Below are 25,828 nucleotides of genomic sequence, written 5' to 3' on the forward strand. Positions count from 1 at the left end.
ACAAATCAAAACATAAACATGTTTGATAAAAAAATAATTCTCCGTATTATGTGAATTATTGTTTGATGACAGACAAACCTAAACATTAAGCTGCAATGGATGTCGGAATGAACACCAATAAAGAACAGTTTTCGGCCTATGACGCGAAACCGGAACGCCCCAGGCTTCTGGCACAAGACCGCCATTTACATATCATCGAGACCTTGGCGCAGCAGGGATCCGTTTCGGTTACCGGCATCGCCGCCGAATTGGACGTTTCAGATATGACCATCAGACGCGATCTCCTCGAGCTGGAGTCGGAAGGGAAACTGGTGCGGATCCACGGCGGGGCGGTGCTGCCGGACCACATTACGCCGGTGGCGATAGATCGCGAAGAGCCCAGTTTTGACGCCCGCCTGGTAAAGCATTGCGAGGCAAAGGCCCGCATTGCGGCGATGGCGGCGGATATCGCCTGCGGTTACCGCACCGTGGCGCTGGATGTCGGCACCACCACCTATTTGGTGGCGGAAAGACTACTGGAGCGCCAGCGGATGAAAATTTTCACCAACAGCGTGCGCATTGCCCACCGTATGAGCAGCGGGGCGCCGGATATTTATCTCGCGGGCGGGCATATGCGCGGCGATGAAATGGCCATGGGCGGCCCGGCCGCCATCGCCCAGTTTGAACAGCTGTGGTTTGATGTCGCCTTTATCGGTGTTTCCGGCATTACCGCCGACGGCATTTATGACTACTCCTTTGAGGATGTGGACCTGAAACGGCTTTACCTAAACCGATCGGGTTATACCGTGGTGCTGTGCGATTCATCCAAATTCCAACGCATGTCGCTGGTGAACATCGCCCCGCTGGAGGGTGTGGACATGCTGATTACCGAGAGCTCGCCGCCACCGGCAATTGCCCTGGCGCTCGAGGCAGCCAGGATTAAGGTGGTCATCGCTCCGCCTTTGTCGGCAGGCTGCTGATATGTGGCCCGGGGATACCGGTCCCCGATAACATCGTCTGGAGTGTCCTATGATTTTTGATTTTTTTGGTAATAAAGCCAAAGCGGTTATAGCCATGGCGCATATCGGCGCGCTGCCGGGGTCCCCGCTCTACGATGCCGGCGGCGGCATTGATAAACTGATCGCCGATGTGCTGGCCGATGTGGAAAAGCTACAGGCGGGCGGCGTGGACGCCATCATGTTCGGCAACGAAAATGATCGGCCTTATGTGTTTAACGCGGCATTGGAAGGCGTCGCCGCCATGTCGGCGGTGGTGCAGGCCATTAAACCGGCGCTTAGGGTACCCTTCGGCGTCAACTACCTGTGGGATCCGAATGCCAGCGTCGCTATCGGCGCCGTCACCGGCGCCAGTTTTGTGCGGGAAATTTTTACCGGCGTGTTCGCCTCCGACATGGGCATCTGGCAGCCCGACTGCGCCACCGCATCCCGGTTGCGCCATAATCTGGGCCGGGACGATATGAAACTGCTGTTCAATATCAACGCCGAATTCGCCCATTCCCTGGACTGCCGGCCGATTGAGCTGCGCGCGCGCAGCGCGGTATTCTCCTCTCTGGCCGACGCCATTCTGGTCTCCGGCCAGATAACCGGCGAGGCGGCGGATAAATCCCATCTGCGTAAAGTCTGCGAAGCAGTTTCCGACGTGCCGGTATTCGCCAACACCGGCACCACCATCGATAACGTGCGCGACGTGTTAAGCATGGCCAGCGGCGTGGTTATTGGCACGCATTTCAAGGTGGACGGCTATACCTGGAACGCGGTGGACGGTGATCGGGTCAAGCGCTTTATGGATGTGGTGGAAAGCCTGCGTTAATGAACTGACATCGCGACGGCGGCCTGACGGGAGGGCGCATGAACTGCTTACTGGGTATTGATATAGGCACCACGTCCACCATCGGCATGCTGATCCGGCTCCCGGATGACGTATTGGGCTTGGTTTCCCGTCCGGTGCGGCTCTCCTCGCCGCAGCCGGGATGGGCCGAGGAGGATCCTGAACAATGGTGGCGCAACGTCGGCGAAATTTGCCGCGAGCTGCTGGAGAGTAGCGGCATAACCAACACCGATATCGCCTGCATCGGCATCACCGGCATGTTACCGGCCGTGGTGCTACTGGATGGAGAGGATCGGCTATTGCGCCCCAGCATCCAGCAAAGCGACGGCCGTTGCGGTAGGGAAGTGGCCGAACTTCGCGCCGAACAGGATGAGCAAGCGTTTATCCGCCGTAGCGGCAACGGCATCAACCAGCAGTTGGTCGCCGCCAAGATCCGCTGGATCGAACGCCATGAACCCGCGATCTATCAAAGGATCGCCACGGTATTCGGCGCCTATGACTTCATCAACTGGCGGCTGACCGGCGAAAAGGCCATCGAGCAGAACTGGGCGCTGGAAGCGGGTTTTATCGATATCGCCTCCCATAGGCTTGACGACGAACAGATTGCCCTGGCCCATCTGCCAAGATTGGCGGTGCCGCGCCTGGTACGATCCCATGACATCCTGGGCAGGGTATCGCCGGCGGCGACTAAGTTCACCGGCCTGGCGGCGGGCACGCCGGTTATCGGCGGCGCGGCGGATTTTATTGCCTCCGCGCTGGGCGCAGGCGTCACCCGGGAGGGCGACGTGTTGCTGAAATTCGGCGGGTCGGTGGATATATTGACCGCCACCGCCACGGTCAATCCAGATGCGCGCCTTTTTCTTGATTATCATCTGGTGCCGGGTATGTATATGCCGAACGGCTGTATGTCCACCGGCGGCTCGGGACTAAACTGGTTTGCGGAAAATTTTGCCGGCCAGCACCGGCCGGCGGCGGCGCAGGCCGGCCTTTCACTGCATCAATATATCGATAGCCTGGCGCAACAGAAACCGCCGGGGGCCGGCGGGGTGATATGCCTGCCCTATTTCCTGGGCGAAAAGACGCCGCTGCACGATCCGGCGGCGCGCGGCGTATTGTTCGGCCTGACGCTGTCCCACGACGCGGGTCATATCTGGCGCGCGTTATTGGAAGCCTACGCCTTTGCCATCAGGCACCATATCGACACGCTACATGATATCGGGTATCCCACCCGTCGTTATATCGTTTCCGACGGCGGTTCCGGCAGCCGGTTGTGGATGCAAATTGTCGCCGACGTGCTCGGTGAGCCGTTGCAGCGCCTGGAGGGACATCCCGGCTCTTGCCTGGGCGCCGCCTGGACCGCCGCCATTGGAGCGGGTCTAAGCGACGACTGGAACGGCGCCAGCCGGTTTGTGCGTTTCGGCGAGGTCATCCGGCCCAGTGCCGCGACACGGGATTTTTACCACCAACTGTACCCGCGTTTTCGCCAGCTTTATCAGCAGTGCCGCCCCTTGACCGACGCTGCGCAGACGCGTTAATTTTAGGCGAAAACGGGCGTATGCACACTCGTTGCATACGCCCGCACCCAGCGCTGGTTTGCCCACCAAAACCACATGCCCCGATCGGTTTGGCCGCTCTTCCCGCCGAAGTGGCTTTACGCCCGCGCCCGGGATTTAAAGCTTTCCAGCATCACCGCGATGATAATGATGGCGCCTTTGACCACCTGTTGGTTATAGCCGGAGATATTCATTAAATTCATCAGATTGGAGATGATACTGAGAATCAGCACGCCGATAATGGTATTGACCACCGTGCCGCGGCCACCCGCCAGGCTGGCGCCGCCCACCACCACCGCCGCGATCACATCCAGCTCGAAGCCGATGGACATCACCGGCGATCCGACGCCGGTACGGGTGGAGGCCAGCACGCCCGCCAGGCCGCAGGCCAGTCCGCTTAGGGCATAGACGGCAAACTTATACCAGTCGACCCGCACACCGGCGAAACGGGTGGCCGTTTCGTTGGACCCGATGGAAATCACCAACCGGCCGAACACGGTGTACTGATAGACAAAATGGGCAATGATGGCAAATGCGATAAAGACATAGACCGGCAGGGGCAGTCCCAATAAATAGCCGGTGCCGAAATTCACATAAGACACATCGTCGATGAAAATCGGCTGCCCCTTGGCGGCAATCAGCGCCAGGCCGCGCGCAATGGTCATCATGGCGAGCGTGGCGATAAAGGGGGCGATATTAAAAAAGGTCACCAGGCAGCCGGCGGCGGCCCCCACCAGCGTGGCGATGCCCGCGCCCGCCACGATGGCCGGCATCACGCCGATTTCCGGGATCAGCAGCGCGACGGCCACCGACACCAGGGCCATGATCGACCCCACCGATAAATCAATGCCGCCGGTGAGGATAACAAACAGCATGCCGATGGCCGCCAGGCCCAGCGGCACGCTTTGCCTTAGCACATTGGTAATATTTTCCGGGCTATAGAAGCGATCGGATAAAAAATTGGCCACAATCAACATCACGAAAAATACCAGTAACGTGGAGTTGTTGGCGAAAAATTTCAGCACTTTGGCTCGCATGGCAAAGCCCGTCGTTTTAGTGGGATTGTTTACCGTTTCCATAATTTTTCCTCATCTACACTAAAGCACGTTTAGGTATGGCGAATCTCATGATGTTTTCCTCGGTAATCTGGGAGCCCTGCAACTCTTTGGTTATCGATCCCTCGCTCATCACATACACCCGGTGGGAGAGGGAGATAACCTCGATCATTTCCGACGAGATAACGATAATGGCGTAGCCTTTCTCGGCCAGTTCATGGATGACGTTGTAAATTTCCACCTTGGCGCCGACGTCGACGCCGCGCGTGGGCTCATCCAGGATCAGCAGATCGCATTCCGTGGCCAGCCATTTGGCGATAACCACCTTTTGCTGATTGCCGCCGCTCAGGCTGGATATGGGGTCCTCGACGGAGCCCAGCTTGATCGCCAGCCGTTGCCGCGACTGTTCGCTGAACGCCCGCTCACTGCGATAATTAATAATGCCAAACCTATAACAAACGCGTTTCAGACTGGATAACGTCATATTTTCCCGAATAGGACGGGTTAAAATCGCGCCCTGCTCTTTGCGGCTTTCCGGCACCAGGCCGATGCCCTGGCGCATGGCGTCGGCCGGGTGGCGAATGGTGATGTCCTTGCCGTTTTTAACAATCCGGCCCTTGGTCATGCGGTCCAGGCCGAACAGGCAGCGGGAAATTTCCGTGCGCCCGGATCCGACCAATCCCGCCAGCCCGACGATTTCCCCTTTCCTGGCGGTCAGGCTGATATCCTTTAACAGCGATTTGGTGGACATGCCGTACACCTCCAGCACCGTTTCGTCCTGGGGAATATTTTTGGTCGGATACAGGTTTTCAAATTTACGCCCCACCATGCTGGAAATAATGTCGTCTTCCGTGCAGGTCTTGGGGTCCAGATCGGTCACCGTCTCGCCATCCTTGATAACCGTAATGGCGTCGGCGATGGCGAATATTTCATCCAGGCGATGGGAGATATACAAAATGGTGACCCCCTGCCCTTTCAGTAATTTCAGCTGGCTGAATAAAATATCGATTTCCCGGTTCGATAATACCGCCGAGGGTTCATCAAGAATCAATATCTTGACGTCCCTGGCCAGCGATTTGGCAATTTCCACCATCTGCTGGTAGGCGACGCTCAGCGTGCCCAGGCGCGCGGTGGGCGGTATATGGAAACCCAGGTTGGATAATACCCGGCCGGCTTTCTGGTTCATTTTTTTCCAGTTCACCAGTTGGCCACCGAACCCCAGGTCGCCGAGGAAAATATTTTCCGCCACGGTCAGATCCGGCGCCAAAGCCAGTTCCTGGTAGATAATGCCGATATTATTTTCCCGGCTTTGTTTTGGCGTGGTGAAATGCACCTCTTTACCGTTGATATAGATGGTGCCGCTATCCTTGATATAGATACCGGAGAGGATTTTCATCAGCGTCGATTTACCCGCGCCGTTTTCACCGACGATGGCGTGGATGCTTCCTTTCTTCACCTTCAAATCAATACTCTTTAGCGCATGGACTCCGCCAAAGCTTTTTTTAACCTTTTCGATAACGACTGCATACTGGTCCATGAACATACCTCATATCAGCCCCCCTTGTGGCAAGGGGGGGAAGACGTTAGAAAAGCGATTTAGCATCGTAGACTTGTTTCACGTTATCTTTGGTAATGAGCACGGTGGGGGTGTAAACATAATCCGGGAAGTCTTTATTGCCCGCCTGGTATTTGGCGATAACATCCAGCACGGTATTGGTCAGCGTATTGGGGTTATTGGCCGCCGTCGCCTGCAGGTCGCCGCGTTCAATGGCTTCCAGGCCTTTTTTATAGCCGTCGTGGGCAAACACTTTTACGTCCTGGAGTTTATTGGCGCCTTTTAGCGACAAAATGGCGCCCAGGGCCATATCGTCCATTTCGCTGTAGACGCAGTTGATCTTATTGCCCTGGGCGACAATGATGTCTTCCATGGCTTTCAGGCCGCCCTGTTGATCCCAGTTGCCCCAGCCCTGGCTGACGATGGTCAGGTTGGTTTGGTTATATTTACGCAGTTGCGCTTCCATCACGCCGCGAATAAAATTGGTGCGCCTGGCTTCACCCACCAGGTTGCCCTGGTTGCCGCTGATAATGACGCAGTTCATCGGCTTATTGCCAAACTGATCGACCGCGAATTCGCCAATGGCGATATTGTTCTTGGCGTTATTGGCCTGCACGCGGGTGATCACCGGCGCATCCAGTGAAATATCGCTGTCGAGGATAACGGTAGGAATACCCGCGCGTTTAGCGATTTGCGTAATACGCATGCCGGCTTCGGGATCCTGCGGATTGAGCACCAGATAATTAATGCCTTGGGAAATCATATCCTCGACATCGGAGATCTGCTTGTTCAAATCCCCGCGCGCATCGGTGGTGATCAAATCATAGCCCCGTTCCTTGGCATGGATTTTCATATACTCTGTCAGGCCGTTGAAAAAGGCACCATTGAGGGTTCGGTTGGCAAAACCGACTTTGATTTTATCTTCGGCATGGGCCGATATCGCCACCGAGGCCACGGCCAGCAACAGACCCGCTAATACTTTTTTCATCGATATCCTTCCTTCTGTTTGTTTACGTTAGGGTAGAGGTAACGTCTTTATTGTTCTGTTCAGCGTGCGTGAATGGGGGTGGCCCGCCGGATACGGCGCCCGATCCGGCGGGCCGGGATCATAGCGCCAGTTTCCTGGCGTCCACCTGCTGGCGATAGAACAGCCGGTAGAGCGCCAATCGGTGTTGCAGCTGTTCGGTGCGGTCGGTCCCGGCGGTGAAACGGGTATGGATTGCCGGTTTGCGGCACACGTCCGCCTCGTTGCCGCCCGCCGCCAGCCAGCCCAGCCTGGCCGCGCCAAGCGCGCCGCCGGCCGCGCCGTCGCGATGGGTTACCACCGGGACGGCCACCACGTCGGCTATCAGCTGCGCCCACCACGGGCTGCGGGCGCCGCCGCCGATCAGCGAAAATTGTTCGATATGGCTGCCGGCCTGTTTCATGACCGCCAGGCCATCGTCGAGACCGAACGCCACGCCTTCCAGCACCGCGTAGCCCAGCGACGCGCGCTCCGTGGAATGCGTCAAGCCATGGAACGACCCGCTGGCGACGGGATCGTTATGCGGGGTACGCTCGCCGGAAAGATAAGGCAGGAATATCGGCGCCCGCCGCTGTTCCTCAAGACTCAGCGCGGCCACCTCCGCCAGCAGGGTGGGTTCGTCGGTATGCAGAATCTGGCATAACCACCGCAGCGCGCTGGCGGCGGTGAGCATGACGCTCATCTGATGCCAGCGGCCCGGCAGGGCATGGCAAAACGCATGCACCGCCGACTGCGGGTTGGGGCGGAAACATTCGTTAACGGCAAAGATCACCCCGGAGGTGCCGAGTGAGATAAACGCATCGCCGGTATTCACCGCGCCGATGCCCACGGCGCTGGCCGCATTGTCGCCGCCGCCGCCGGCTATCACCACCGATGGCGGCAGACCCCATTCCCGGGCGACATCCACCTTCAGGGTGGCGGACGGCGCGGAGCCTTCCACCAGCGCCGGCATATGATCCCGGGTCAGGCCGCAGGCGCCGAGCAAGGAATCCGACCAGTCGCGTTTCGCCACATCCAGCCACAGCGTGCCCGCCGCGTCGGACATATCCGACACTTTTTCACCGCTCATCATCAGGCGCAGGTAATCTTTGGGTAACAGTACGGTCTTGACGCGGGCAAAGATCTCCGGCTCATGTTTCGCCACCCACAGCAGCTTAGGCGCGGTAAACCCCGGCATCGCCAGGTTACCGGCTATTTGATGCAGCTCCGGCGCCAGCCGGGTAAGCTGTTCGCACTCCTGCGCGCTGCGGGTGTCATTCCACAGAATGGCCGGGCGCAGCACGTTATCCCGGGCGTCGAGCAATACCGCGCCATGCATCTGGCCGGAAAGGCCGATGGCGCGAATCCCAGCCCAAAGATCGGTATGCCGCGCGCGCAGGCGGCCGACGGCGCGGTTGGTGGCCGCCCACCACTGCGCGGGATCCTGCTCGGACCACTGCGGATGCGGGCGCTGCACCGTCAGCGGTTCGCCTTCACTGGCGACCAGTTGTCCCTTGTCATCGATAATCACTACTTTGATTTCCGAGGTGCCTAAATCAAGACCGAGATACATATTCGCTCCCCTTCGTTATTGGCTGATGCGGTTACTGAGCGGCGACCTTCGGGGCCTTGGCCAGCGCCCAGGCGTCAAGCCGGGTGATGGTCTCGCGCAGTAATTTTTCAAAATCCTGGTCGGTGGCCAGCGGCCCGAACAGTTTGGCGTCGCGGGCAAAGAGCGCGACGGGGTCGGCCGCGCTGAACATGGCGTGGGTGGCCGCCGCGTCCAGGATGCCGTCCTGGTAGTCGTAAGGCAGTTCGCCGTCATGCCAGCGGCGCATGAAGATAAAAAACAGCGCCGGCAGCACGGCCGTGGCCTTGGGCGGCTGTCCCCGGCGGTAACATTCAATCAGGGTCGGGGTGATCATGCCCGGGATCTTGGAGAAGCCATCGGCGGCGACCCGTTGATTGGTGTCGCGGATATACGGATTGCTAAAGCGGTCCAGCACCACATCGCGGTATTGCGCCAGGTCCAGCGGGCTTGGCGTCAGCGAGGGGATCACGTCCTGAGTGACATAGTCGTAGGCCATGCGGCGGATATCCGCGGTGCCGGTACTTTCATGGATATAAGACTGGCCGATAAGCGTGCCCGCCCAGGCAATGCAGCTGTGGCTGGCGTTGAGGATGCGGATTTTCGCTTCTTCATAAGGCACCACGGAATCCACCATTTCGACGCCGACATTTTCCAGCGCCGGACGTCCGGCGATAAAATGGTCTTCCACCACCCATTGGATGAAAGACTCGCCCATCACCGGCGCGCGGTCGTCCATGCCCAGATTTTCCTTGACCCGGCCGGCAATATCAGCGGACGGACGGGGCGTGATGCGATCAACCATAGTGTTCGGCGTGGTAGTATTGGCCTGGAACCAGGCCAGCAGATCCTGCTCGCCGCGCAGGGTCAGGAATTCGGTCAGGCCGTCACGGAACCGTTCGCCGTTATGGCGCACATTGTCGCAGCTGAGCAGGGTGACGCCGCCGGTGTCCTGGCTGCGGCGGGTTTGCAGGATGCGCGCGATGGTGCCGTAAATCGTGCGCGCGCCGCCCTTCAGGTCGGCCTGCAGATCCGCGTTGGATTGGTCGAGTTTAAAATGGGTATCCAGGTAATAACCGCCTTCGGTCACGGTAAAGGAGATAACCCGGGTATCGGCGCTCGCGCCCTGCCCGACCAGCGCCGACAGTTGCTCGTCCCAGGGGATGATTTTGCGGATGGAGGTGATTTTTTCATAGCTGCGCTCCCCGGCGGGCGTCACGGTTTCCAGTGCATATTCCCCTTTCTGTGCCGCCAGGATATCCAGCAGTGGGTTGGCGTCGTCGCGGATATTACCCAGCGCAATCGACCAGCGTCCGTCGCCCTGCATCAGCAGACGGTGCAGATACCAGGCTTGGTGCGCGCGGTGGAAAGAACCGGCGCCGATGTGCATCCAGGTAAAGTGTTGTGAAGTGGTCATAATGTATAGTACCTCGCGAAAGGGAGATGAGCATAAGCTCACAAAATGAGTAATTGCCTAGATGGAGAGCTTAATCGAATAATAGCCCATCAAATGAGCTTTAGCTCACAGTTCGCACATGATCGATTTACGCCCTCCATAAATGATGGGTATAGTTCCACCACTGCTAAAAGCTGAGTATGATCAATGGGTAAAATCGACAGGAAATTGGATCAGGCCGCCCGGGCCGCCTGGATGTATTACGTGGCGGGCAAAACACAGCATGAAATCGCCGATGTGCTGGGGGTGTCGCGCCAGGCGGCGCAGCGCCTGGTGGCGCTGGCGTCGGAAAATGGCCTGGTCAGGGTGAATATCACCCATCCGGTGGCTGAATGCACGGCGCTTTCCCAACGGCTGGCCCGGTGTTTTGGCCTGTCGGTATGCCTGGTGGTGCCGTCGGGAGGCATGGATACCGGCAGTATTAACAGCATGATCGCGGTGGCCGGCGCGGAGGTGATGATGCAGTTTCTCGATCAGCCGCAGCCCAGGACCATCGCCGTCGGCTCCGGCCGGGCGCTGCGCGCCACCATTAACGAAATGGCGCCCATCGATCGCCCGCAGCATAGCTGCGTATCGCTTATCGGCGCCATCGCCTCCGACGGCTCCTGTACCCGTTACGATGTGCCGTTATGGATGGCGGAAAAAACCCAGGGTAAATATTTTATCCTGCCGGCGCCGCTGTTCGCCGATAACCTGACGGATAAAGAGCTGTGGTGTAATCACCGTATCTACCGCATGGTGACCGATAAGGCGGCGCAGGCGGATGTCACCTTTATCGGCATCGGCCAGATGAACTACCTTTGCCCGTTGCATAAGGATGGTTTTATCACCACCGACGAAGTCAACCGGCTGACGCAGGCGGGCGTAGTGGCGGAAATCGTCGGCCATTTTATCGGCGCAAACGGCCAGCGGGTGGCAAGCGAAATGGACGATCGCCTGACCAGCGTCGCTATCCAGACACGCCCCGAAAAACCGGTGATCGCCTTTGCCGGCGGCCGGGAAAAGTTCCAGGCTATCCAGGCGGTGCTCAGCGGCGGCTGGATTAACGGCCTGGTAACGGATGAGGATACCGCCGTAAAACTGCTGGCCGCCGCCGAGGCGTGATTCAGGCCGGATGCGGAATACGCAGTTCGAAATAATTACCTACCGCGCTTACCATCTTGCCGAAGGAAACGGTTTGCCAGGCGGTATGCAAGGCGTTGAGGGTCCCGCCGGGCCGTATATCCCGCGCATTACCCGCCGCGCGCAGCAGTTTGCCAAAGGATACGGTGCGCCGGGCGGTATCGGCCGCCTGGCCTATGCGGGTTATTTCCCCCCCGGTGTAAATATCGGCCACCTGCGTCACGCCGCCCAGGGTGCCCCCGGATATCGCCGCCAGCCATTCCGCGGGACCGGCCGCGGGTTCTTCCGATGTCCAGGGTAATAAATACCAGGATTTAGCGGTGTTGATATACTGATTTTGTATATTGCGAATCAAACCCAGCCCGAGGGGAGAAAAAATAAAATCATCGATTAAACGGCCAACTGACGCCCCGGTTTGGCTGCCAGACGCGGCGCCATCGGCAACTTTGCCAAGTTCGTGCTCCGCCAAATTACTGTACCATGCCAAACAGCCCGCCACGGCGGTGCCTACGGCCGCGCCCCATTGTTTAGCCACATTAGCCGTTCCACACATCATCGTATCCATTACGCCAACGGCTTTGCCAATGGGCGCCAACAAAACCTTGGTCAGTTCAGGTTTCCCGATTGTGGCGCAGCAATAACCGGCTATGCCGCCAACGTAGGCGGCGGTTTGCATTCCACGGGTGCTGGCATTGTGGCCAAACGCCGACATCAGAGCCACCGCGCCGCCGGTTTTGGCCTGGGTTTCGGCGGATTTATTTTTGACCACATGAACCGCAGCCTTGGCGAAAGCGCGGGATAAACCCTTGGCCGTTAAACTCACCAGCGCGCCAATGGCAAAACCTACCGCGACGACGATAAGCAAAGGTCCCCCCGCCACACCGACTAAGGTCGCCACGGCGGAGAATAGCGCGGCAGCGGTCATGGCTACGCCCACCACTCTGATGGCCTTGTTAATATTTTTAGCCGTAAATAACGACTTAATGAACATCTTAATGCGCTGGCTTGCCGTGGTTTCGGCGTTAGCGGGTATGGCCTTTATAGCGGTGGTCTTGTGTGCGGCGCCGGGGGCTACCGCCATGGAAGAACCCGCCGCGGCGCGCGCTGCCGCAACACCCGGATTGATAGGCTGAACCGGCAAAGGAAGGAATCCAGACGCACGATGGCCGTTTGGTGCTAACGGGCTTCCCGCCGGCCGGTTACTGACTTTGATGATATGTTGCGGCACACCCGGCTGTTCATACGCTCCTTCGCTGCGATCATCTAACCGCAGCGCGCCCGACATTCTGTTCACGCCTGTGTTGAACGCATTATTATCCTCGGGACGGTAAAAAGAGTTGTTAGTGATGTTTGTCGTCATAACGAATTCTCCCCTGATTTACCGCCACAAGGTAGCGACCGTCCGCCAAAAAAACTTTCAAATTTAGATGATTTTGAAATTATTTTTTTAAAATCCGTGTTCGCGATCGCATAAGACGATAAACGGACGCGCCGCGCGGCGGATGGGGTTAAATTGATTTTCCCGACCGGACGTAGTACCGTCAAGCCCATAACATGTATCATTCTTTTCCCAAGCGGTCAGCCATGCCAATCATCCAATCCGTTGAACGAGCCCTGCATATTCTGGACCTGTTCGATGAACACGACACCGAACTAAAAATCACCGAAATCAGCAATAAAATGGGCCTGCACAAAAGCACCCTGCACTCCTTGCTTAAAACCCTGCAGGTGCAGGGTTATATCGATCAAAATCATGAAAACGGCAAATACCGTCTGGGCATGAAATTGGTCGAACGGGGAAACCTGGTGGTCAATTCCATTGATATCCGGCAAAAAGCCAGAAGTTTCCTGCTTGAATTATCGATTAAAACCGGCCAGACCACGCATTTGGGTATTCTTGACGGCAAAGAAGGCGTGTATATCGATAAAGTGGAAGGGAAGATGGCGGTAATTTCTTATTCCCGCATCGGGCGCAGGCTGCCGGTACATGCCACAGCCATCGGCAAAGTGCTGTTATCCTTTCTTAAACCGGCGGATATCCAGGCGTTGCTGGAGAATTACGACTATACCCGGCAAACGCCGCAATCCATTACCGATGAAGGCCGGTTTTTAGCGGAACTGGCCGAGGTGCGCAGCCGGGGATATGCCCTCGATAACCAGGAAAATGAACAGGGGGTAAGATGTATTTCCGTGCCGATATGGAATGTTGAACGCAAGGTTATCGCCGCCATCAGTATCTCGACCTTAATTTCCCGCGTCAGCGATAACGAATTCGATGACTATATCCAATTATTAAAACAGGCCGGGCAGGAATTATCACAGCAATTAGGATATACGGCCGGGAACTGACGGCGACAAGGGTTACCGCGCTCCCGGCATCAAGATCGTCATTCATCACTCGCCGGGAGTTATACCACCAGGCTCAGTAATAAGATAAACCCCAACCCGGCCACCGAGACTATGGTGGACAGTACCGTCCAGGTGGCGAATGTCTCTTTCATGGTCAGGCCGAAGTATTCCTTGATCATCCAAAAACCGGCGTCGTTGACATGCGAGGCGATGGCGCTGCCGGCGCCGGTGGCCAGCGTCACCAGCGCCAGGTTGGCATCGCTGTGCGCCAGGGTGGGTATGACCAGCCCCGCCGTCGAGATAGCGGCCACGGTGGAGGAACCCAGCGAAATACGCAGGATCGCGGCGACCACCCAGGCCAGGATAATCGGCGAGGCGGCGGTGCCGGTGAATAAATCGGCCACATAGTGCCCGACGCCGCCATCGATCAGCACCTGTTTAAACGCCCCGCCGCCGCCGATAATCAGCAGCATCATGCCGATGCTGGTCACCGCCGAGCCACAGGAGGCCATAAGGTTTTTGATGGGGATATCGCGCGCCAGCCCCATGCTGTAGATGGCGAACAGCAGGGAAAGCAGCATGGCGACAGAAGCGTTGCCCAGCAGGCGGATAATGGCCAGCGCGGTATTATCGGCCAGCCCCGTTTCCTGCTGGATCATGGTAATAATGGTCGCTAACGACATCAATATCACCGGCAGCATGGCGGTCAGCATACTGATGGCGAAACCGGGGGTATCCTCAAGCCTGAACAGCTTTGATTCGCCAAGGGAATCGATATTGCCGATTTTGTTAAACCCCTCAGGCACGATTTTTTTGGCCAGTTTATTATAAACCGGACCGGCCAGGATCACCGTCGGCGTGCCGACAATAATGCCGTACAGCAGCACTGAACCGATATCGGCGCCATATTCCCCGGCGATCATCGTCGGCCCCGGATGCGGCGGTAAAAAGCCGTGGGTCACCAGCAGCGCCGAGGCCATGGGAATCCCCAGATGCAGGATTGACACCTTCAGCTGTTTGGCGATGGTGAAGATTATCGGGATCAGCAAGACCAGGCCCACTTCAAAAAACAGCGCGATGCCAACGATAAAAGACGCGACCACCACCGCCCATTCGATATTTTTCTCGCCAAATTTGCCGATAAGGGTAATGGCGATGCGCTGGGCGCCGCCGGCATCGGCAATAAGGCGTCCCAGCATGGCGCCGATACCGAATATCAGCGCGATATGACCGAGCGTGCCGCCCAGGCCGCCTTCGATGGATTTCACCACGTTATTCAGCGGTATGCCCAATGCCAACGCCACGCCGAATGAAACAATAATCAGCGAAACAAAAGTATTAAGCTTACACTTCATGATTAAAAATAAGAGGGTTACTATTCCCAAAGAAACAATAATTAAAGGCATTCTCTCACTCCGGTTTTATTGTGTTATCAATTAATAAAAAAGACACACGCTTTCGCCAACCTTATATAGAGAAATAAGGCTGCGGTTATTATCACTGGAGCTATAGTCAGCGCAGAGATATGTTCTATCATGACAACAATATGAAAAAAGAGGTGGCAATCCTGTTAATAAGATTGCCACTTCATATCAGTGAGCTATTAATAGCTTCGTCGTTATAGATCTGAATAGTAATTTAATTATGCGTTTTTTCCGCCAGGGCTTTCACGCCCGCATCGAGCACCGCGATAATACGGTCCGCGTCGTAGACGCAGCCGCGCCAGGTTCCGCCGCTGACCGCCTGGAGCGCCGCCCAGAGCCGGGTGTCGTCGGGCAATTGGGGATGCGGGCGCAGCCCGGGGTGGCTGGGACGCTGCGCCAATACCGCGGCGCCTTCGCCGGGGGACAGCGCGGCGGAATCGGTGCCGATAAAATTAATCGATCCCACCAGCCGGTCGCGGTCGACGATCATTTCAATGATATCGCCGTCGCGCAGTTTGCCTATCGGGCCGCCCACCAGCGCTTCGGGCCCGATATGACCGACGCAGGCGCCGGTAGATACCCCGGAGAAACGCGCATCCGTCAGCAGGGAAACATGCTTGCCGTAGGAGAGGTGCTTTAACGCGGAGGTTAACTGATAGGTCTCCTCCATGCCGGTGCCCGACGGGCCGCCGCCGATCACCACCATCATGTCGCCGGCGTGGATATGACCCTGCTTGATGGCCTTGATGGCGTCGGACTCGGCGGTAAATACCCGGGCTTTGCCGGTATGGCGGTAAACGCCGTCGGCGCCGACCACCGAGGGGTCGATGGCGGTAGATTTGATGACCGCCCCCTCGGGGGCGATATTACCGGTGGGGAAGGTAATGGTCGAGGTCAGGCCGCGTTCCTTTGCCTGGCGCGGCGACATGATTACCTCATCCGGATGCACGCCGTCAAGCTGTTGTAAACGTTCGCGGAACAGTGCGCGCCGCGGCGACGCCTCCCACCAGTCCAGATTGGCGCCCAGGGTTTCGCCGGTCACGGTCAGCGCATCCTCATGCAGCAAACCCAGCCGGCGCAGATGCAGCATCACCTCGGGAACGCCGCCGGCGAGGAACGCCCTTACCGTGGGGTGATATACCGGGCCGTTGGGCAACACGCTCACCAGCCTGGGCACGCGGCGGTTTATCGCCGCCCATTCGTCCACGGTGGGGATATGGCATCCGGCGGCGTGCGCGATGGCGGGAATATGCAGCAGCAGGTTGGTCGAACCGCCAAAAGCCGCATGGATGACCATGGCGTTTTCTATGGCTTTATCGGTGATGATATCCTTGGTGGCGAGTCCCTTGCGCCCCATCACCAGCGCGGCGCGGGCCGATTGGCGGGCAATTTCAAACCAGACGGCCTGGCCGGACGGCGCCAGCGCCGAATGCGGCAATGCCAGGCCCAGCCCTTCCGCCACCACCTGGGAAGTGCCGGCGGTGCCGAGGAACTGGCAGCCGCCGCCGGGTGATGCGCAGGCCCGGCAACCCAGCTCCGCCGCTTCCTCAAGGGTAAGCTCATGGTTGGCGAAACGGGCGCCGATGGTTTGCACCTTGCCCGCATCCTCACCCTGGGTGGGCGGCAGCGTCGCGCCGCCGGGCACGATAATCGTCGGCAGGTCGTGCATCGCCGCCAGGGCGATCATCATCGCCGGCAGCCCTTTGTCGCAGGTCGCCACGCCTATGACCGCCTTGCGCGTCGGCAGGGAGCGGATCAGGCGCCGGAATACCACGGCCGCGTCGTTGCGATAGGGCAAGGAATCAAACATGCCGGTGGTGCCCTGCGAGCGTCCGTCACAAGGGTCGCTGACGTAACCGGCGAAAGGAACGCCGCCGTGCCGGCTGATTTCCTCCGCCGCGGCTTTCATTTGCAGGCCGATTTCCCAGTGGCCGGTATGGTAACCCAGGGCGATGGGCGCGCCGTCATGATCGCGAATCCCGCCCTGGGTACCCAGGATCAGTACTTCGGTACCCAATAGCTTATTAGGATCCCAGCCCATGCCGGCATTCAGGGTCAGGCCGAAAATGTTGCCGCTGGGGGAATCCATCAGCATTTCCGGCGTCAGCGGCAGCGACCCCCTGGGCCCTTCCGCGTGCGTCTGGATATCATATATCGACGCATCGACATCAGTGAAAATAGTATTGATAGACATAATATTACTCACCTGCTGCTATGACTTCATTCTCTGTGATTCAACATACCGCGTAGCGGCGACATTAACGTTGCGGCGCATCATTGTTGGTTAATGACGCCGGCCCGTTGCAGTACCCGCCTGACGGCCGCTTTGCCCGCGCTATCCAGCGGCTGCGCCGGCGGCAGTACATAATCGGATACCGCCAGTCCGCATACCCGCATCGCCTCCTTGACCACATTGACGAACGGGCTGTCGATGGCATACAGCGCGGGCAGCATCAGCAAGGATTGGTTTAATTCGGCGGCCCTGGCCAGATCGCCGGCGCGTACCGCGTTATAAATGCCGACGGAGAGCTGGGGGGCGAAATTGACGCTGGCGGAAATCGCGCCGGCGCCGCCCAGCAACAGGGTATTAAGCAGATGATCGTCAAAACCGCAGAATACCGAGAAAGCGGGATGGGCATCCTTCAGCGTGATAATCATTTCACGCAGATGGGCCACGGAGTCGATCGTGTCCTTGATGCCGACGATATTGCCATGGGCATCGGCCAGGCGCTTGACCAGGGCCGGCGTCAGATCCTGCCCGGTCAGGAAAGGGAAATTGTATAAAATCACCGGCAGATCGACGCTTGCGGCGATGTCGCCGTAATAGCGCAACAGGTTGGCGTCGGTGAGATGCCAGTAATAGGGATTGATCACCACGATGGCGTCCGCGCCGATAGCCTGGGCATGGCGGCTCAGCGTCAGGGCCTCGCGCGTATTGGTGCTGCCGGTGCCAATCAGCACCGGCACCCGGTGGTTAACATAGCGCACGGCGAATTCGGCCACGGTCTGCCGTTCGGCGCACGACATTTGCGAAAATTCGCCGCCGGTCCCCAGGAAAAACAGGCCGTTGACCCCGGCGGCGATCAGATGGTCGATGGTCAGGCCCATGCCCGCCTCATCAAGCTGACCTTCCTGGGTCAGGATGGTGGACACCGGCGGAATAATCCCGCGAAACTTCTTGTTATCAATCATAATAGTAACCTTTTACAACCGGGAATGTGGGAAGGCGCATTATGCGGACCGGCCAAAAGATCAGGATCATTACCGGCAATCGTCAGTGGATTTGTTCTATATTATAGAACACGGTTGTATAATGCTTAACGAGATACTAGCACCGTCATTTTGGCGGTGTAAATACCCACCGTGGGAATGCGTGTTCGTTCTGTATCTTGGATCACAAAAACCCGCCGGATTGATCCTGGCGGGCCGGTCTTGCGTCGCGGGAGCGTTTGCGGGAAATAACAGGGGGGGAAATGGCCGCCGGACGGGCGCAAAGATGGGACCGTCGTCGCCACCGGCGCGGCGAACGTGGCGTGCGGCGGCGGCGCAATGACGGCGATGCCGGGCGCAAAAATCTACACCGGGAACGGGTTTCGGCCCGGTTTATCAGGGTTATATCGGTGCCGGCCGGTTAACCGCCTTGGCGTCCCGGCGCTGTTTCCGGCGCCTGGGCGTTATCGCCGGCGGACGCCTTCAGCCCATGCAGCGCCGTCAGGAAAAGCTCTTCCTCTTCTTCCTCGTCCAGCCCGCCATACACCATATGTAAAAATTCCACGGCGAATTCCTGATCATCGCCCAGCATCTCGATGATGGCGCGATCGTCATTACGTGGCTTACGCATATCTCCCCCCGCGTTGCACCTGTCCGGATATGGAGATCATAGTTCATACCACGCCGGTGTTTCAGTATGGCGTCAACTTATACTTATTTTGTTTAAGCTAACGCATTTTTTGCCTATCGGGCCGCAGGGCCGGCACCGGAACGCGATACCCGCCGTCGCCGGACCCAGCGCCGGCGCGGAAGAGGTTTTATTTTATCTTTCCTTACCGCTATACGGCCGTACATCCCGACGTCTAAACAGAGCAATATATTACTTTATGGCATATAAAGTAGTTATTTGTTCTTTAAACACCGGCTTGATTCAGCTCTATTATCCACACAAATCATCCCCGGCACGTTAAAGGACATTGCCCATGCCATTACCTGATTCCGTTCTCGATCTGATAGGCCATACCCCGATGCTGGAACTTACGCGGCTGGACAGCGGCATCTGCCGGCTGTTTCTTAAGCTGGAAAACCAAAACCCGGCGGGATCGATCAAGGATCGCGTGGCGCTCGCCATGATCGAGCAGGCGGAGCGCCAGGGCATCCTGGCCCCCGGCGGCACCATTATCGAGGCCACGGCCGGCAATACCGGCCTGGGCCTGGCGCTGGTGGCCGCGCAAAAAGGCTATAGCCTGATATTGGTGGTGCCGGATAAAATGAGCCGCGAGAAAATATTCCATCTGCGGGCGCTGGGGGCGAAAGTGCTGCTGACCCGCTCCGACGTGGGTAAGGGACACCCCGATTATTATCAGGACTACGCCCGTCGCCTGGCCGGGGAAACCCCGGGCGCCTTTTATATCGATCAATTTAACAACCCCGCCAACCCGCTGGCCCATTACCAGGGCACCGCGCCCGAACTGTGGCAGCAGATGGATCAGGATATCGACGCCATCGTGGTCGGCGTCGGCTCCGGCGGCACCCTGGGCGGACTCAGGCGCTTTTTTGACGAGGTATCGCCCAAAACCGAATTTATCCTCGCCGATCCGGCGGGGTCAATCCTGGCGGATGTGGTGGAGCACGGCACCGCGCCCGAGGCCGGCAGCTGGCTGGTGGAGGGGATTGGCGAGGATTTTGTGCCGCCGCTCAGCCAGGTGGAGCGGCTGAGCCAGGCGTTTCGCATTACCGACGGCGAGGCATTCGCCACCGCCCGTACCCTGTTGCATAAGGAGGGCATCCTGGCCGGGTCGTCCACCGGCACCCTGCTGACGGCGGCGCTGCGCTACTGCCGGGCGCAGCGTACGCCCAAACGGGTGGTGACCTTCGCCTGCGACAGCGGCAACAAATATCTCTCCAAAATGTTCAACGACGACTGGCTGCGCCAGCAGGGTTTGCTGGCGCGTCCGGTTACCGGCGATCTGCGCGATTTTATCGCTTTTCGTCACGATGAAGGCGCCACCGTGTTCGCCCTGCCGGCGGATACCCTGGCCACAGCCCACGCCCGTATGCGCCTGTACGATATCTCACAACTGCCGGTGCTGGAAAACGGCCGGCTGGTGGGGCTTATCGATGAATGGGATATTCTTACCCAGGTACGGGCCGATGCCCGGCGGTTCGCCCTGACGGTCGACGCCGCCATGACGCGGGAGGTGATTACCCTGGCGAAAGAAGCCGACGAAGCGACGCTATTGCGTACCTTCGCCCAAGGCCATGTGGCGGTGGTAATGGATGGCGGGCAATTCCTGGGGCTCATCACCCGCGCCGATGTGCTGAACACGTGGCGCAACCGCCTGCCTTCAACATGATGTGCTGAACACCCGACGCAACCGCAACCTCCATAATCATAATAAGGATAATAGCATGACCCATATCGCCACCCTTGCCGTGCACAGCGGTTATACCCCGGACGCCACCGGCGCGGTAATGCCGCCGATTTACGCCACCTCCACCTTTGCGCAAACGGCGCCGGGCGAACACAGCGGCTACGAATATTCGCGCAGCGGCAATCCCACCCGCCACGCGCTGGAACAGGCCATCGCCCAGCTTGAGCAAGGCACCCGGGGATTCGCCTTCGCCTCCGGGCTGGCGGCCTGCTCAACGGTGCTGGAACTGCTGGATCAGGGTAGCCATATCGTGGCGGTGGACGATGTGTACGGCGGCACCTACCGGCTGCTGGAAAACGTGCGCGCCCGCACCGCCGGCCTGCGCGTCAGCTGGGTCAAGCCACAGGACGCGGACGCGCTGGAGCGGGCCATTCAACCCGATACCCGGATGATTTGGGTGGAGACCCCCACCAATCCGCTGCTTAAGCTTGCCGATCTGGCGGCGATTGCCGCTATCGCCCGCCGCCATAACCTGATAAGCGTGGCGGATAACACCTTTGCCTCGCCGGTATTGCAGCAGCCGCTGACGCTGGGGTTCGATATCGTGGTGCATTCGGCGACCAAATACATTAACGGCCATTCCGACGTGGTGGCCGGGCTGGCGGTGGTGGGGGATAATCCCGCGCTGGCGGAGCGGCTGGCCTATTTGCAAAACGCCATCGGCGGCGTGCTCGACCCGTTCAGCAGTTTTTTAACCCTGCGCGGCATTCGCACCCTGGCGCTGCGCATCGCCCGCCACAGCGAAAGCGCGTTGCGCATTGCCGCATGGCTGGAAACGCAGCCGCAGATTGAGAACGTTTATTACCCAGGCCTGGCGAGCCATCCGCAGCATGAGCTGGCGCGGCGCCAGATGCGCGGCGCGGGCGGCATGATTTCCATCCGCCTGCGCGGCGACGATGCGCAGGCGGCCAATCGCTTTATCCGGCAGCTTAGCCTGTTCACTCTGGCCGAAAGCCTGGGCGGCGTCGAAAGCCTGGTAAGCCAGCCCTTCGCCATGACCCACGCGTCCATTCCGCTGGAGCAACGGCTGGCCACCGGCATTACGCCGCAGCTGGTGCGGCTGTCGGTGGGCATTGAGGATGCCGGGGATTTGATGGCGGATCTGGCCCGCGGGCTGGCGGCGTTATAATAACGCCGGGATATCGGGGTAATAGCGCTGCGCCACATCGGGGTGGGAGCGCAACCGTCCTTTCAGATAATTCCAGCCGACGTCGCGCAGCAGCGGATTGCGCGGATCGCTTGCGGGGCCGCGCGCCTGGGCGGCCAGCGCGGGCGGCAGTTCAAACAGCGGCACCACCGCGTCCAGCCGGGCGCCAAGGAAAAAGGCGATGGACAGGCGTTCGGCGCCCGCGGGCGGCGACACCACCCGGTGCACCGTGGCGCGCAGGTAGCCGTTGGTGGCCAGTTCCAGCAGTTCGCCGATATTGACCACAAAGGTGCCGGCAACCGGCGCGGCATCCGTCCAATGACCTTCTTCCACTTCCACCTGCAGGCCCTTTTGCCGATCCTGCAGCAGGAAACTGAGAAAACCGGAATCCTTATGGGCGCCGACGCCCTGGCTGCTGCCGGTCTGGTTGCGGGCGGGATAACGGATAAGCTTAATATGCTCATTGGGCTTATCGCCGTACAGGGGATCGAACGCGTCCGCCGGCAGCGACAACGCCTCGGCAAAGGCGCGCAGCAGGCGCAGGGACATCGCGGTCATTGCGGCCTGCCAGCGCAGCAGCGCCGGTTTTAACCCGGGCAGTTCCGCCGGCCACTGGTTAGGCCCCTGCAACCGGGTCCACGCCGGCGTCCGCTCCGTCTGCGGCAGCGGCGCGCGCTCGGCGCCAATATCGAACTGTTCGCGCCAGTCGGGTTGTCCCCGGGTCAATTCCGACGCGGCGCGGTTATAGCCGCGAAAATGGGGAGAGTTGATCATCGCCACCGCCTGTTTTTGCGCGTCGGACAGCGCAAAAAATTCACGCGACAGCCGCTGCACCTGGTCAAGCAACTGCGCATCCACGCCATGGCCGGCCAGGTAGAAAAAACCGATATCCCGCGCCGCGAGACGCAGCTCGGTTAAAAAGACCGTACGCTCCGCCTGGCCGCCATCAAGCCGGGAAAGATCGAGCAAGGGTAAAGATGCCGCTACTGCCGTACTCATAGGCTGCTCCGTTGTTCATACCTCAGAGCCCAACATGCATCATCTTTAAAACGTCGCCCAATACTGATCGGTTCTAAGTTATTGCCGGTACTGCTAAGAAATCGCGGCGCACCCTTCAACCGTTGCCGTTATACACCCCGGTGACCGCGGGCAGCCATAGCGAGATAATCGGCACATAGGTAATGATCAACAGCACGATAAACAGCACGCAGTAAAACGGCAGCATCGCCTTTACCACCGCCTCCATTTTCTGCTGGCTGACCGCGCTGGCGACAAACAGCACGGTGCCCACCGGCGGAGTGATCAGGCCGATGCCGAGATTGACCAGCATAATCATGCCGAAATGCACCGGGTCGATACCCAGCGAGGTGGTGACCGGCAGTAGCACCGGGGTCAGGATTAATATCAGCGGCGCCATATCCATCAGGCAGCCGACAATCAGCAGCATGATATTAATGCACATCAGGATAACGTATTTGTTTTCTGAAATGCTCAGGAAAAAGTCGGTAATAATCGTCGGCAGCTGCATAAAGGTCATCACCGAACCAAAGGCGGCGGCAAAGGCGATCAGCACCATGACGATAGTGACGGTTTTAATGGTGCGGAACAGCAGCAGGTGCAGATCGCGCCACCTGAATTCGCGGTAAATGAACATGGTGACAAAAAAAGCCCAGATACAGGCGATAGCCGCGGATTCAGCGGCGGTGAACACGCCGGAAAGAATACCGCCGAGTATAATCACGATGGTGAACAGGCCCCAGAACGCATCGATAAATATTTTCAACGCCTGGCGGAACGGCACCAGTTCGCCTTTGGGATAATTGCGCTTGCGCGCAAAGCCGATACACATGATAACCAGGCACAGTCCCAGCAATAAGCCGGGAAAGATACCCGCCATAAACATGGAGGAAATGGTTACGGTGCCGCCGGTGGCCAGCGAATAAATCACCGAATTATGGCTGGGCGGGGTTAACACCGCCTGCACCGAGCCGCTGGCGGTCACCGCGGCGGCGAAATCGCGCGGATAGCCCTGCGCCTCCATTTGCGGGATCATTACCGAGCCGATGGAGGCGGTATCCGCCAGCGACGAGCCGGAAATCGCGCCGAAAAAGGTCGACGCCACAATATTCACCAGCGACAGGCCGCCGCGGATAAAGCCGACGAAGATGTACGCGAAGTTCACCATTCGCCGCGCTATGCCCCCTTCGGCCATAATGGCGCCGGCCAGAATAAAGAACGGAATCGTCAGCAGGGAAAACTTGTTAATGCCGTTGGTCAGCTGGATAACAATCGCCTCCAGCGGTAAATCAATCCACCACGCGCCGATAAAAGCGCTTAAGCCCACGGCAAAGGCCACGGGAAACCCGAGGGCGAGAAGCACCACCAGGCTGCCTATCAAGATTAACGCATCCATAGCACCGCTCCGCTTTATTAATGGGAATTGCCCAGCATCACCAAAGGACGGTGATCCTGGGGCCCGGATATCATGCGTTCGATGACAAACAACATCATCAGGAACGAGCCTACGGGGATGGGCAGGTACATTTCTCCGTACGAAAAGCCCGGCAGCGAGGCCATCATCTGGTCCCACATGGCGGCGCACAGGCTGGTGCTGTACCAGATCATGATCAGGCAGATCACGCACATCAGGATATCGCAGGCCAGCTCGCAGAGACGCTTTCCGGCGGGGGACAGCCGATCGGTCATGATCGAGACGGAAATATGGGTGTTGGCGCGATACCCCACCGGCGCGCCGATAAAGGTAAAGATAATCATGCAGACAATCGCCACCGGCTCCGGCCAGGACAGGGCGTTATCAAACAAATAACGGGCGCCGATGCCGATGGGGATCACGGTGACCATAATCATCAGCGCGATGCTGGCAATCAGCAGACATATCGCATACAACCCGTCCATTAACCGGGAATAATTAAAAGGCATAATGTTCCACCTGAAAGGTTGCAGGCGGCGGGACGTTATCCCCGCCGCAGGGAGGGATAAGGATTAATGCACATCGGCAATACGTTTCATTAATTCTTCATGTCCTTTGCCAAACTGATCTCTTACCGGCTGCGTCGCCTTAATGAAATAATCATGATCGATATTCTGGAACGTCACGCCGGCGGCTTTCATTTTATCCAGCGATTGCTGGTTGTAGGTGGCCCATAATTGCCGCTCGTCCAGTTGCGCTTCCTTGCCCAATTTCAGCATGGTCTGCTGATCCGCGGCGGATAATTTATTCCACACCAGCGAGGACACCAAAATCATTTCCGGCTGGATAAAATGGCCGGTCAGGGTGTAATACTTGGCCACCGGAATATAATTATGGGCAACAAAGGTCGGCGGATTATTTTCGGTGCCGTCCACCACGCCGGTCTGCATGGCGCTGAAGACTTCGCTTACGCCCATGGCGACCGGATTGGCGCCCATGGCTTTTAATGTCGCCAGCGAAATCTGGCTATTCTGTACGCGGATCTTCATGCCGTGCAGATCCTCCGGCTTCACCACCGGTTTTTTGGTGATCATATTACGCACGCCGGCGTCGGTCCAGCCGAGGAAGACCATTTTAGCCTTGGGATCCGCACTGACCTTGGCGGCGATTTCCTGCCCCACTTCGCCGTCAAGCACCTTATGCATATGATCTTCATCGCGAAAAATATACGGCAGGGTGAGCACGCTGGTTTCCGGGGCAATGGTGGTCATCGGCGCCAGCGAAACGCGAATCATATCCACCGCGCCGATTTGTACCTGCTGCAGCGTCTGCTCTTCATCCCCCAGCACGCCGCCGGAATAGACCTTCATCTCCAGGCGCCCGTCGGTAGCCTGCTTCAGCTTTTCCCCCATATGCTGCAGCGCCACCACCGTGGGATAGCCGTCGGGCTGCACCTCGGCGACCTTAAGCACCCTGGCCGTGGCGATGGGGGCGGACAATGCGGTGGCCAGGATTATCGATAGTGCAATCAATAATTTATTCGTTTTCATTATTTTAACTCCGGACGGGTTTCAGAGGTCGCATACGCCTGGGCGGACGGGCAGCTCGCCGCTGGGCGCTAAAATGTATAAGCAAAAGGAAAGTAACAAAATGAATATATCTGGAACGGTGTT

General features: G+C 58.3%; 21 protein-coding genes. 7 read left to right on the plus strand and 14 right to left on the minus strand.

Annotation, left to right across the window (positions count from 1 at the left end):
* The first annotated feature begins 107 nt into the window (after window positions 1-107).
* Genes ABUK12_RS13605 through ABUK12_RS13615 form a run of 3 tightly spaced genes read left to right on the plus strand, consistent with a single transcriptional unit; the run spans window position 108 to window position 3,362 of the window.
* Complete coding sequence (locus ABUK12_RS13605) at window positions 108-959, plus strand: DeoR/GlpR family DNA-binding transcription regulator (RefSeq protein ID WP_410012361.1); 852 nt, start codon at window positions 108-110, stop codon at window positions 957-959.
* 49 nt (window positions 960-1,008) lie between these two features.
* Window positions 1,009-1,809, plus strand: a complete 801-nt coding sequence (locus ABUK12_RS13610) for a BtpA/SgcQ family protein (RefSeq protein ID WP_410012362.1) — start codon at window positions 1,009-1,011, stop codon at window positions 1,807-1,809.
* A gap of 38 nt (window positions 1,810-1,847) precedes the next feature.
* Window positions 1,848-3,362 (plus strand): FGGY-family carbohydrate kinase, encoded by a 1,515-nt coding sequence (locus ABUK12_RS13615; protein ID WP_410012363.1) that lies wholly within the window; start codon window positions 1,848-1,850, stop codon window positions 3,360-3,362.
* Window positions 3,363-3,478: 116 nt separating this feature from the next.
* Here the strand turns inward: ABUK12_RS13615 and ABUK12_RS13620 are convergent, their stop codons facing one another.
* The 5 genes from ABUK12_RS13620 to dalD form a co-directional block, all read right to left on the minus strand.
* A complete protein-coding gene (locus ABUK12_RS13620; RefSeq protein WP_410016644.1) occupies window positions 3,479-4,417 on the minus strand; it encodes an ABC transporter permease in 939 nt (312 codons plus the stop codon).
* A gap of 55 nt (window positions 4,418-4,472) precedes the next feature.
* Window positions 4,473-5,972, minus strand: coding sequence for a sugar ABC transporter ATP-binding protein (locus ABUK12_RS13625; protein ID WP_410012364.1), 1,500 nt, complete (start codon window positions 5,970-5,972; stop codon window positions 4,473-4,475).
* 46 nt (window positions 5,973-6,018) lie between these two features.
* Entirely contained in the window at window positions 6,019-6,978 is a 960-nt protein-coding gene (locus tag ABUK12_RS13630; RefSeq protein ID WP_331122048.1) for a substrate-binding domain-containing protein, read from the minus strand.
* A gap of 118 nt (window positions 6,979-7,096) precedes the next feature.
* Window positions 7,097-8,566 carry a xylulokinase gene (xylB, locus tag ABUK12_RS13635; RefSeq protein ID WP_410012365.1) on the minus strand — a complete coding sequence of 490 codons (1,470 nt, stop codon included), beginning with the start codon at window positions 8,564-8,566 and terminating at the stop codon, window positions 7,097-7,099.
* Window positions 8,567-8,597: 31 nt separating this feature from the next.
* Window positions 8,598-9,998, minus strand: coding sequence for a D-arabinitol 4-dehydrogenase (gene dalD, locus ABUK12_RS13640; protein WP_410012366.1), 1,401 nt, complete (start codon window positions 9,996-9,998; stop codon window positions 8,598-8,600).
* 186 nt (window positions 9,999-10,184) lie between these two features.
* Between dalD and ABUK12_RS13645 the strand changes: the two genes are divergently transcribed.
* A complete protein-coding gene (locus ABUK12_RS13645; RefSeq protein ID WP_410012367.1) occupies window positions 10,185-11,141 on the plus strand; it encodes a sugar-binding transcriptional regulator in 957 nt (318 codons plus the stop codon).
* Window position 11,142: 1 nt separating this feature from the next.
* Here ABUK12_RS13645 and ABUK12_RS13650 read toward each other — a convergent pair whose 3' ends face one another.
* On the minus strand, window positions 11,143-12,240 hold the full coding sequence (locus ABUK12_RS13650; protein ID WP_410012368.1) for a hypothetical protein: 1,098 nt from the start codon (window positions 12,238-12,240) through the stop codon (window positions 11,143-11,145).
* Between the two features lie 503 nt (window positions 12,241-12,743).
* Here ABUK12_RS13650 and ABUK12_RS13655 point away from each other — a divergent pair.
* Window positions 12,744-13,508 (plus strand): IclR family transcriptional regulator, encoded by a 765-nt coding sequence (locus tag ABUK12_RS13655; protein ID WP_410012369.1) that lies wholly within the window; start codon window positions 12,744-12,746, stop codon window positions 13,506-13,508.
* A gap of 59 nt (window positions 13,509-13,567) precedes the next feature.
* Here the strand turns inward: ABUK12_RS13655 and ABUK12_RS13660 are convergent, their stop codons facing one another.
* The 4 genes from ABUK12_RS13660 to ABUK12_RS13675 form a co-directional block, all read right to left on the minus strand.
* Entirely contained in the window at window positions 13,568-14,914 is a 1,347-nt protein-coding gene (locus ABUK12_RS13660) for a GntP family permease (RefSeq protein WP_410012370.1), read from the minus strand.
* Window positions 14,915-15,146: 232 nt separating this feature from the next.
* The gene (locus ABUK12_RS13665; protein WP_410012371.1) at window positions 15,147-17,126 is read right to left on the minus strand and encodes a YjhG/YagF family D-xylonate dehydratase; all 1,980 of its coding nucleotides are present in this window, start codon (window positions 17,124-17,126) and stop codon (window positions 15,147-15,149) included.
* An 80-nt stretch (window positions 17,127-17,206) separates the two neighbouring features.
* Window positions 17,207-18,124, minus strand: a complete 918-nt coding sequence (locus ABUK12_RS13670; RefSeq protein WP_410012372.1) for a dihydrodipicolinate synthase family protein — start codon at window positions 18,122-18,124, stop codon at window positions 17,207-17,209.
* A gap of 439 nt (window positions 18,125-18,563) precedes the next feature.
* A complete protein-coding gene (locus tag ABUK12_RS13675) occupies window positions 18,564-18,773 on the minus strand; it encodes a hypothetical protein (RefSeq protein ID WP_410012373.1) in 210 nt (69 codons plus the stop codon).
* Window positions 18,774-19,125: 352 nt separating this feature from the next.
* Between ABUK12_RS13675 and ABUK12_RS13680 the strand changes: the two genes are divergently transcribed.
* Together ABUK12_RS13680 and ABUK12_RS13685 are read left to right on the plus strand one after the other, a co-directional pair.
* Window positions 19,126-20,499: a pyridoxal-phosphate dependent enzyme gene (locus tag ABUK12_RS13680; RefSeq protein WP_410012374.1), complete on the plus strand. Its 1,374-nt coding sequence runs from the start codon at window positions 19,126-19,128 to the stop codon at window positions 20,497-20,499.
* A 55-nt stretch (window positions 20,500-20,554) separates the two neighbouring features.
* Window positions 20,555-21,706, plus strand: a complete 1,152-nt coding sequence (locus tag ABUK12_RS13685; RefSeq protein WP_410012375.1) for a trans-sulfuration enzyme family protein — start codon at window positions 20,555-20,557, stop codon at window positions 21,704-21,706.
* On the opposite strand, the gene ABUK12_RS13690 is transcribed toward ABUK12_RS13685, so the two are convergent.
* The 4 genes from ABUK12_RS13690 to ABUK12_RS13705 all read right to left on the minus strand — a co-directional run bounded on the left by ABUK12_RS13690 (window position 21,701) and on the right by ABUK12_RS13705 (window position 25,705).
* Window positions 21,701-22,723, minus strand: a complete 1,023-nt coding sequence (locus ABUK12_RS13690; RefSeq protein ID WP_410012376.1) for an isopenicillin N synthase family dioxygenase — start codon at window positions 22,721-22,723, stop codon at window positions 21,701-21,703. The genes ABUK12_RS13685 and ABUK12_RS13690 overlap by 6 nt on opposite strands.
* Window positions 22,724-22,838: 115 nt before the next feature.
* A complete protein-coding gene (locus tag ABUK12_RS13695) occupies window positions 22,839-24,137 on the minus strand; it encodes a TRAP transporter large permease (protein WP_410012377.1) in 1,299 nt (432 codons plus the stop codon).
* A gap of 17 nt (window positions 24,138-24,154) precedes the next feature.
* Window positions 24,155-24,664, minus strand: coding sequence for a TRAP transporter small permease (locus tag ABUK12_RS13700; protein ID WP_410012378.1), 510 nt, complete (start codon window positions 24,662-24,664; stop codon window positions 24,155-24,157).
* Between the two features lie 63 nt (window positions 24,665-24,727).
* Window positions 24,728-25,705, minus strand: coding sequence for a TRAP transporter substrate-binding protein (locus ABUK12_RS13705; RefSeq protein ID WP_410012379.1), 978 nt, complete (start codon window positions 25,703-25,705; stop codon window positions 24,728-24,730).
* Window positions 25,706-25,828: the final 123 nt, after the last annotated feature.

It is taken from the genome of Sodalis sp. C49 (assembly GCF_046352915.1).
In the GTDB taxonomy this organism is placed as follows: Bacteria; Pseudomonadota; Gammaproteobacteria; order Enterobacterales; family Enterobacteriaceae; genus Acerihabitans.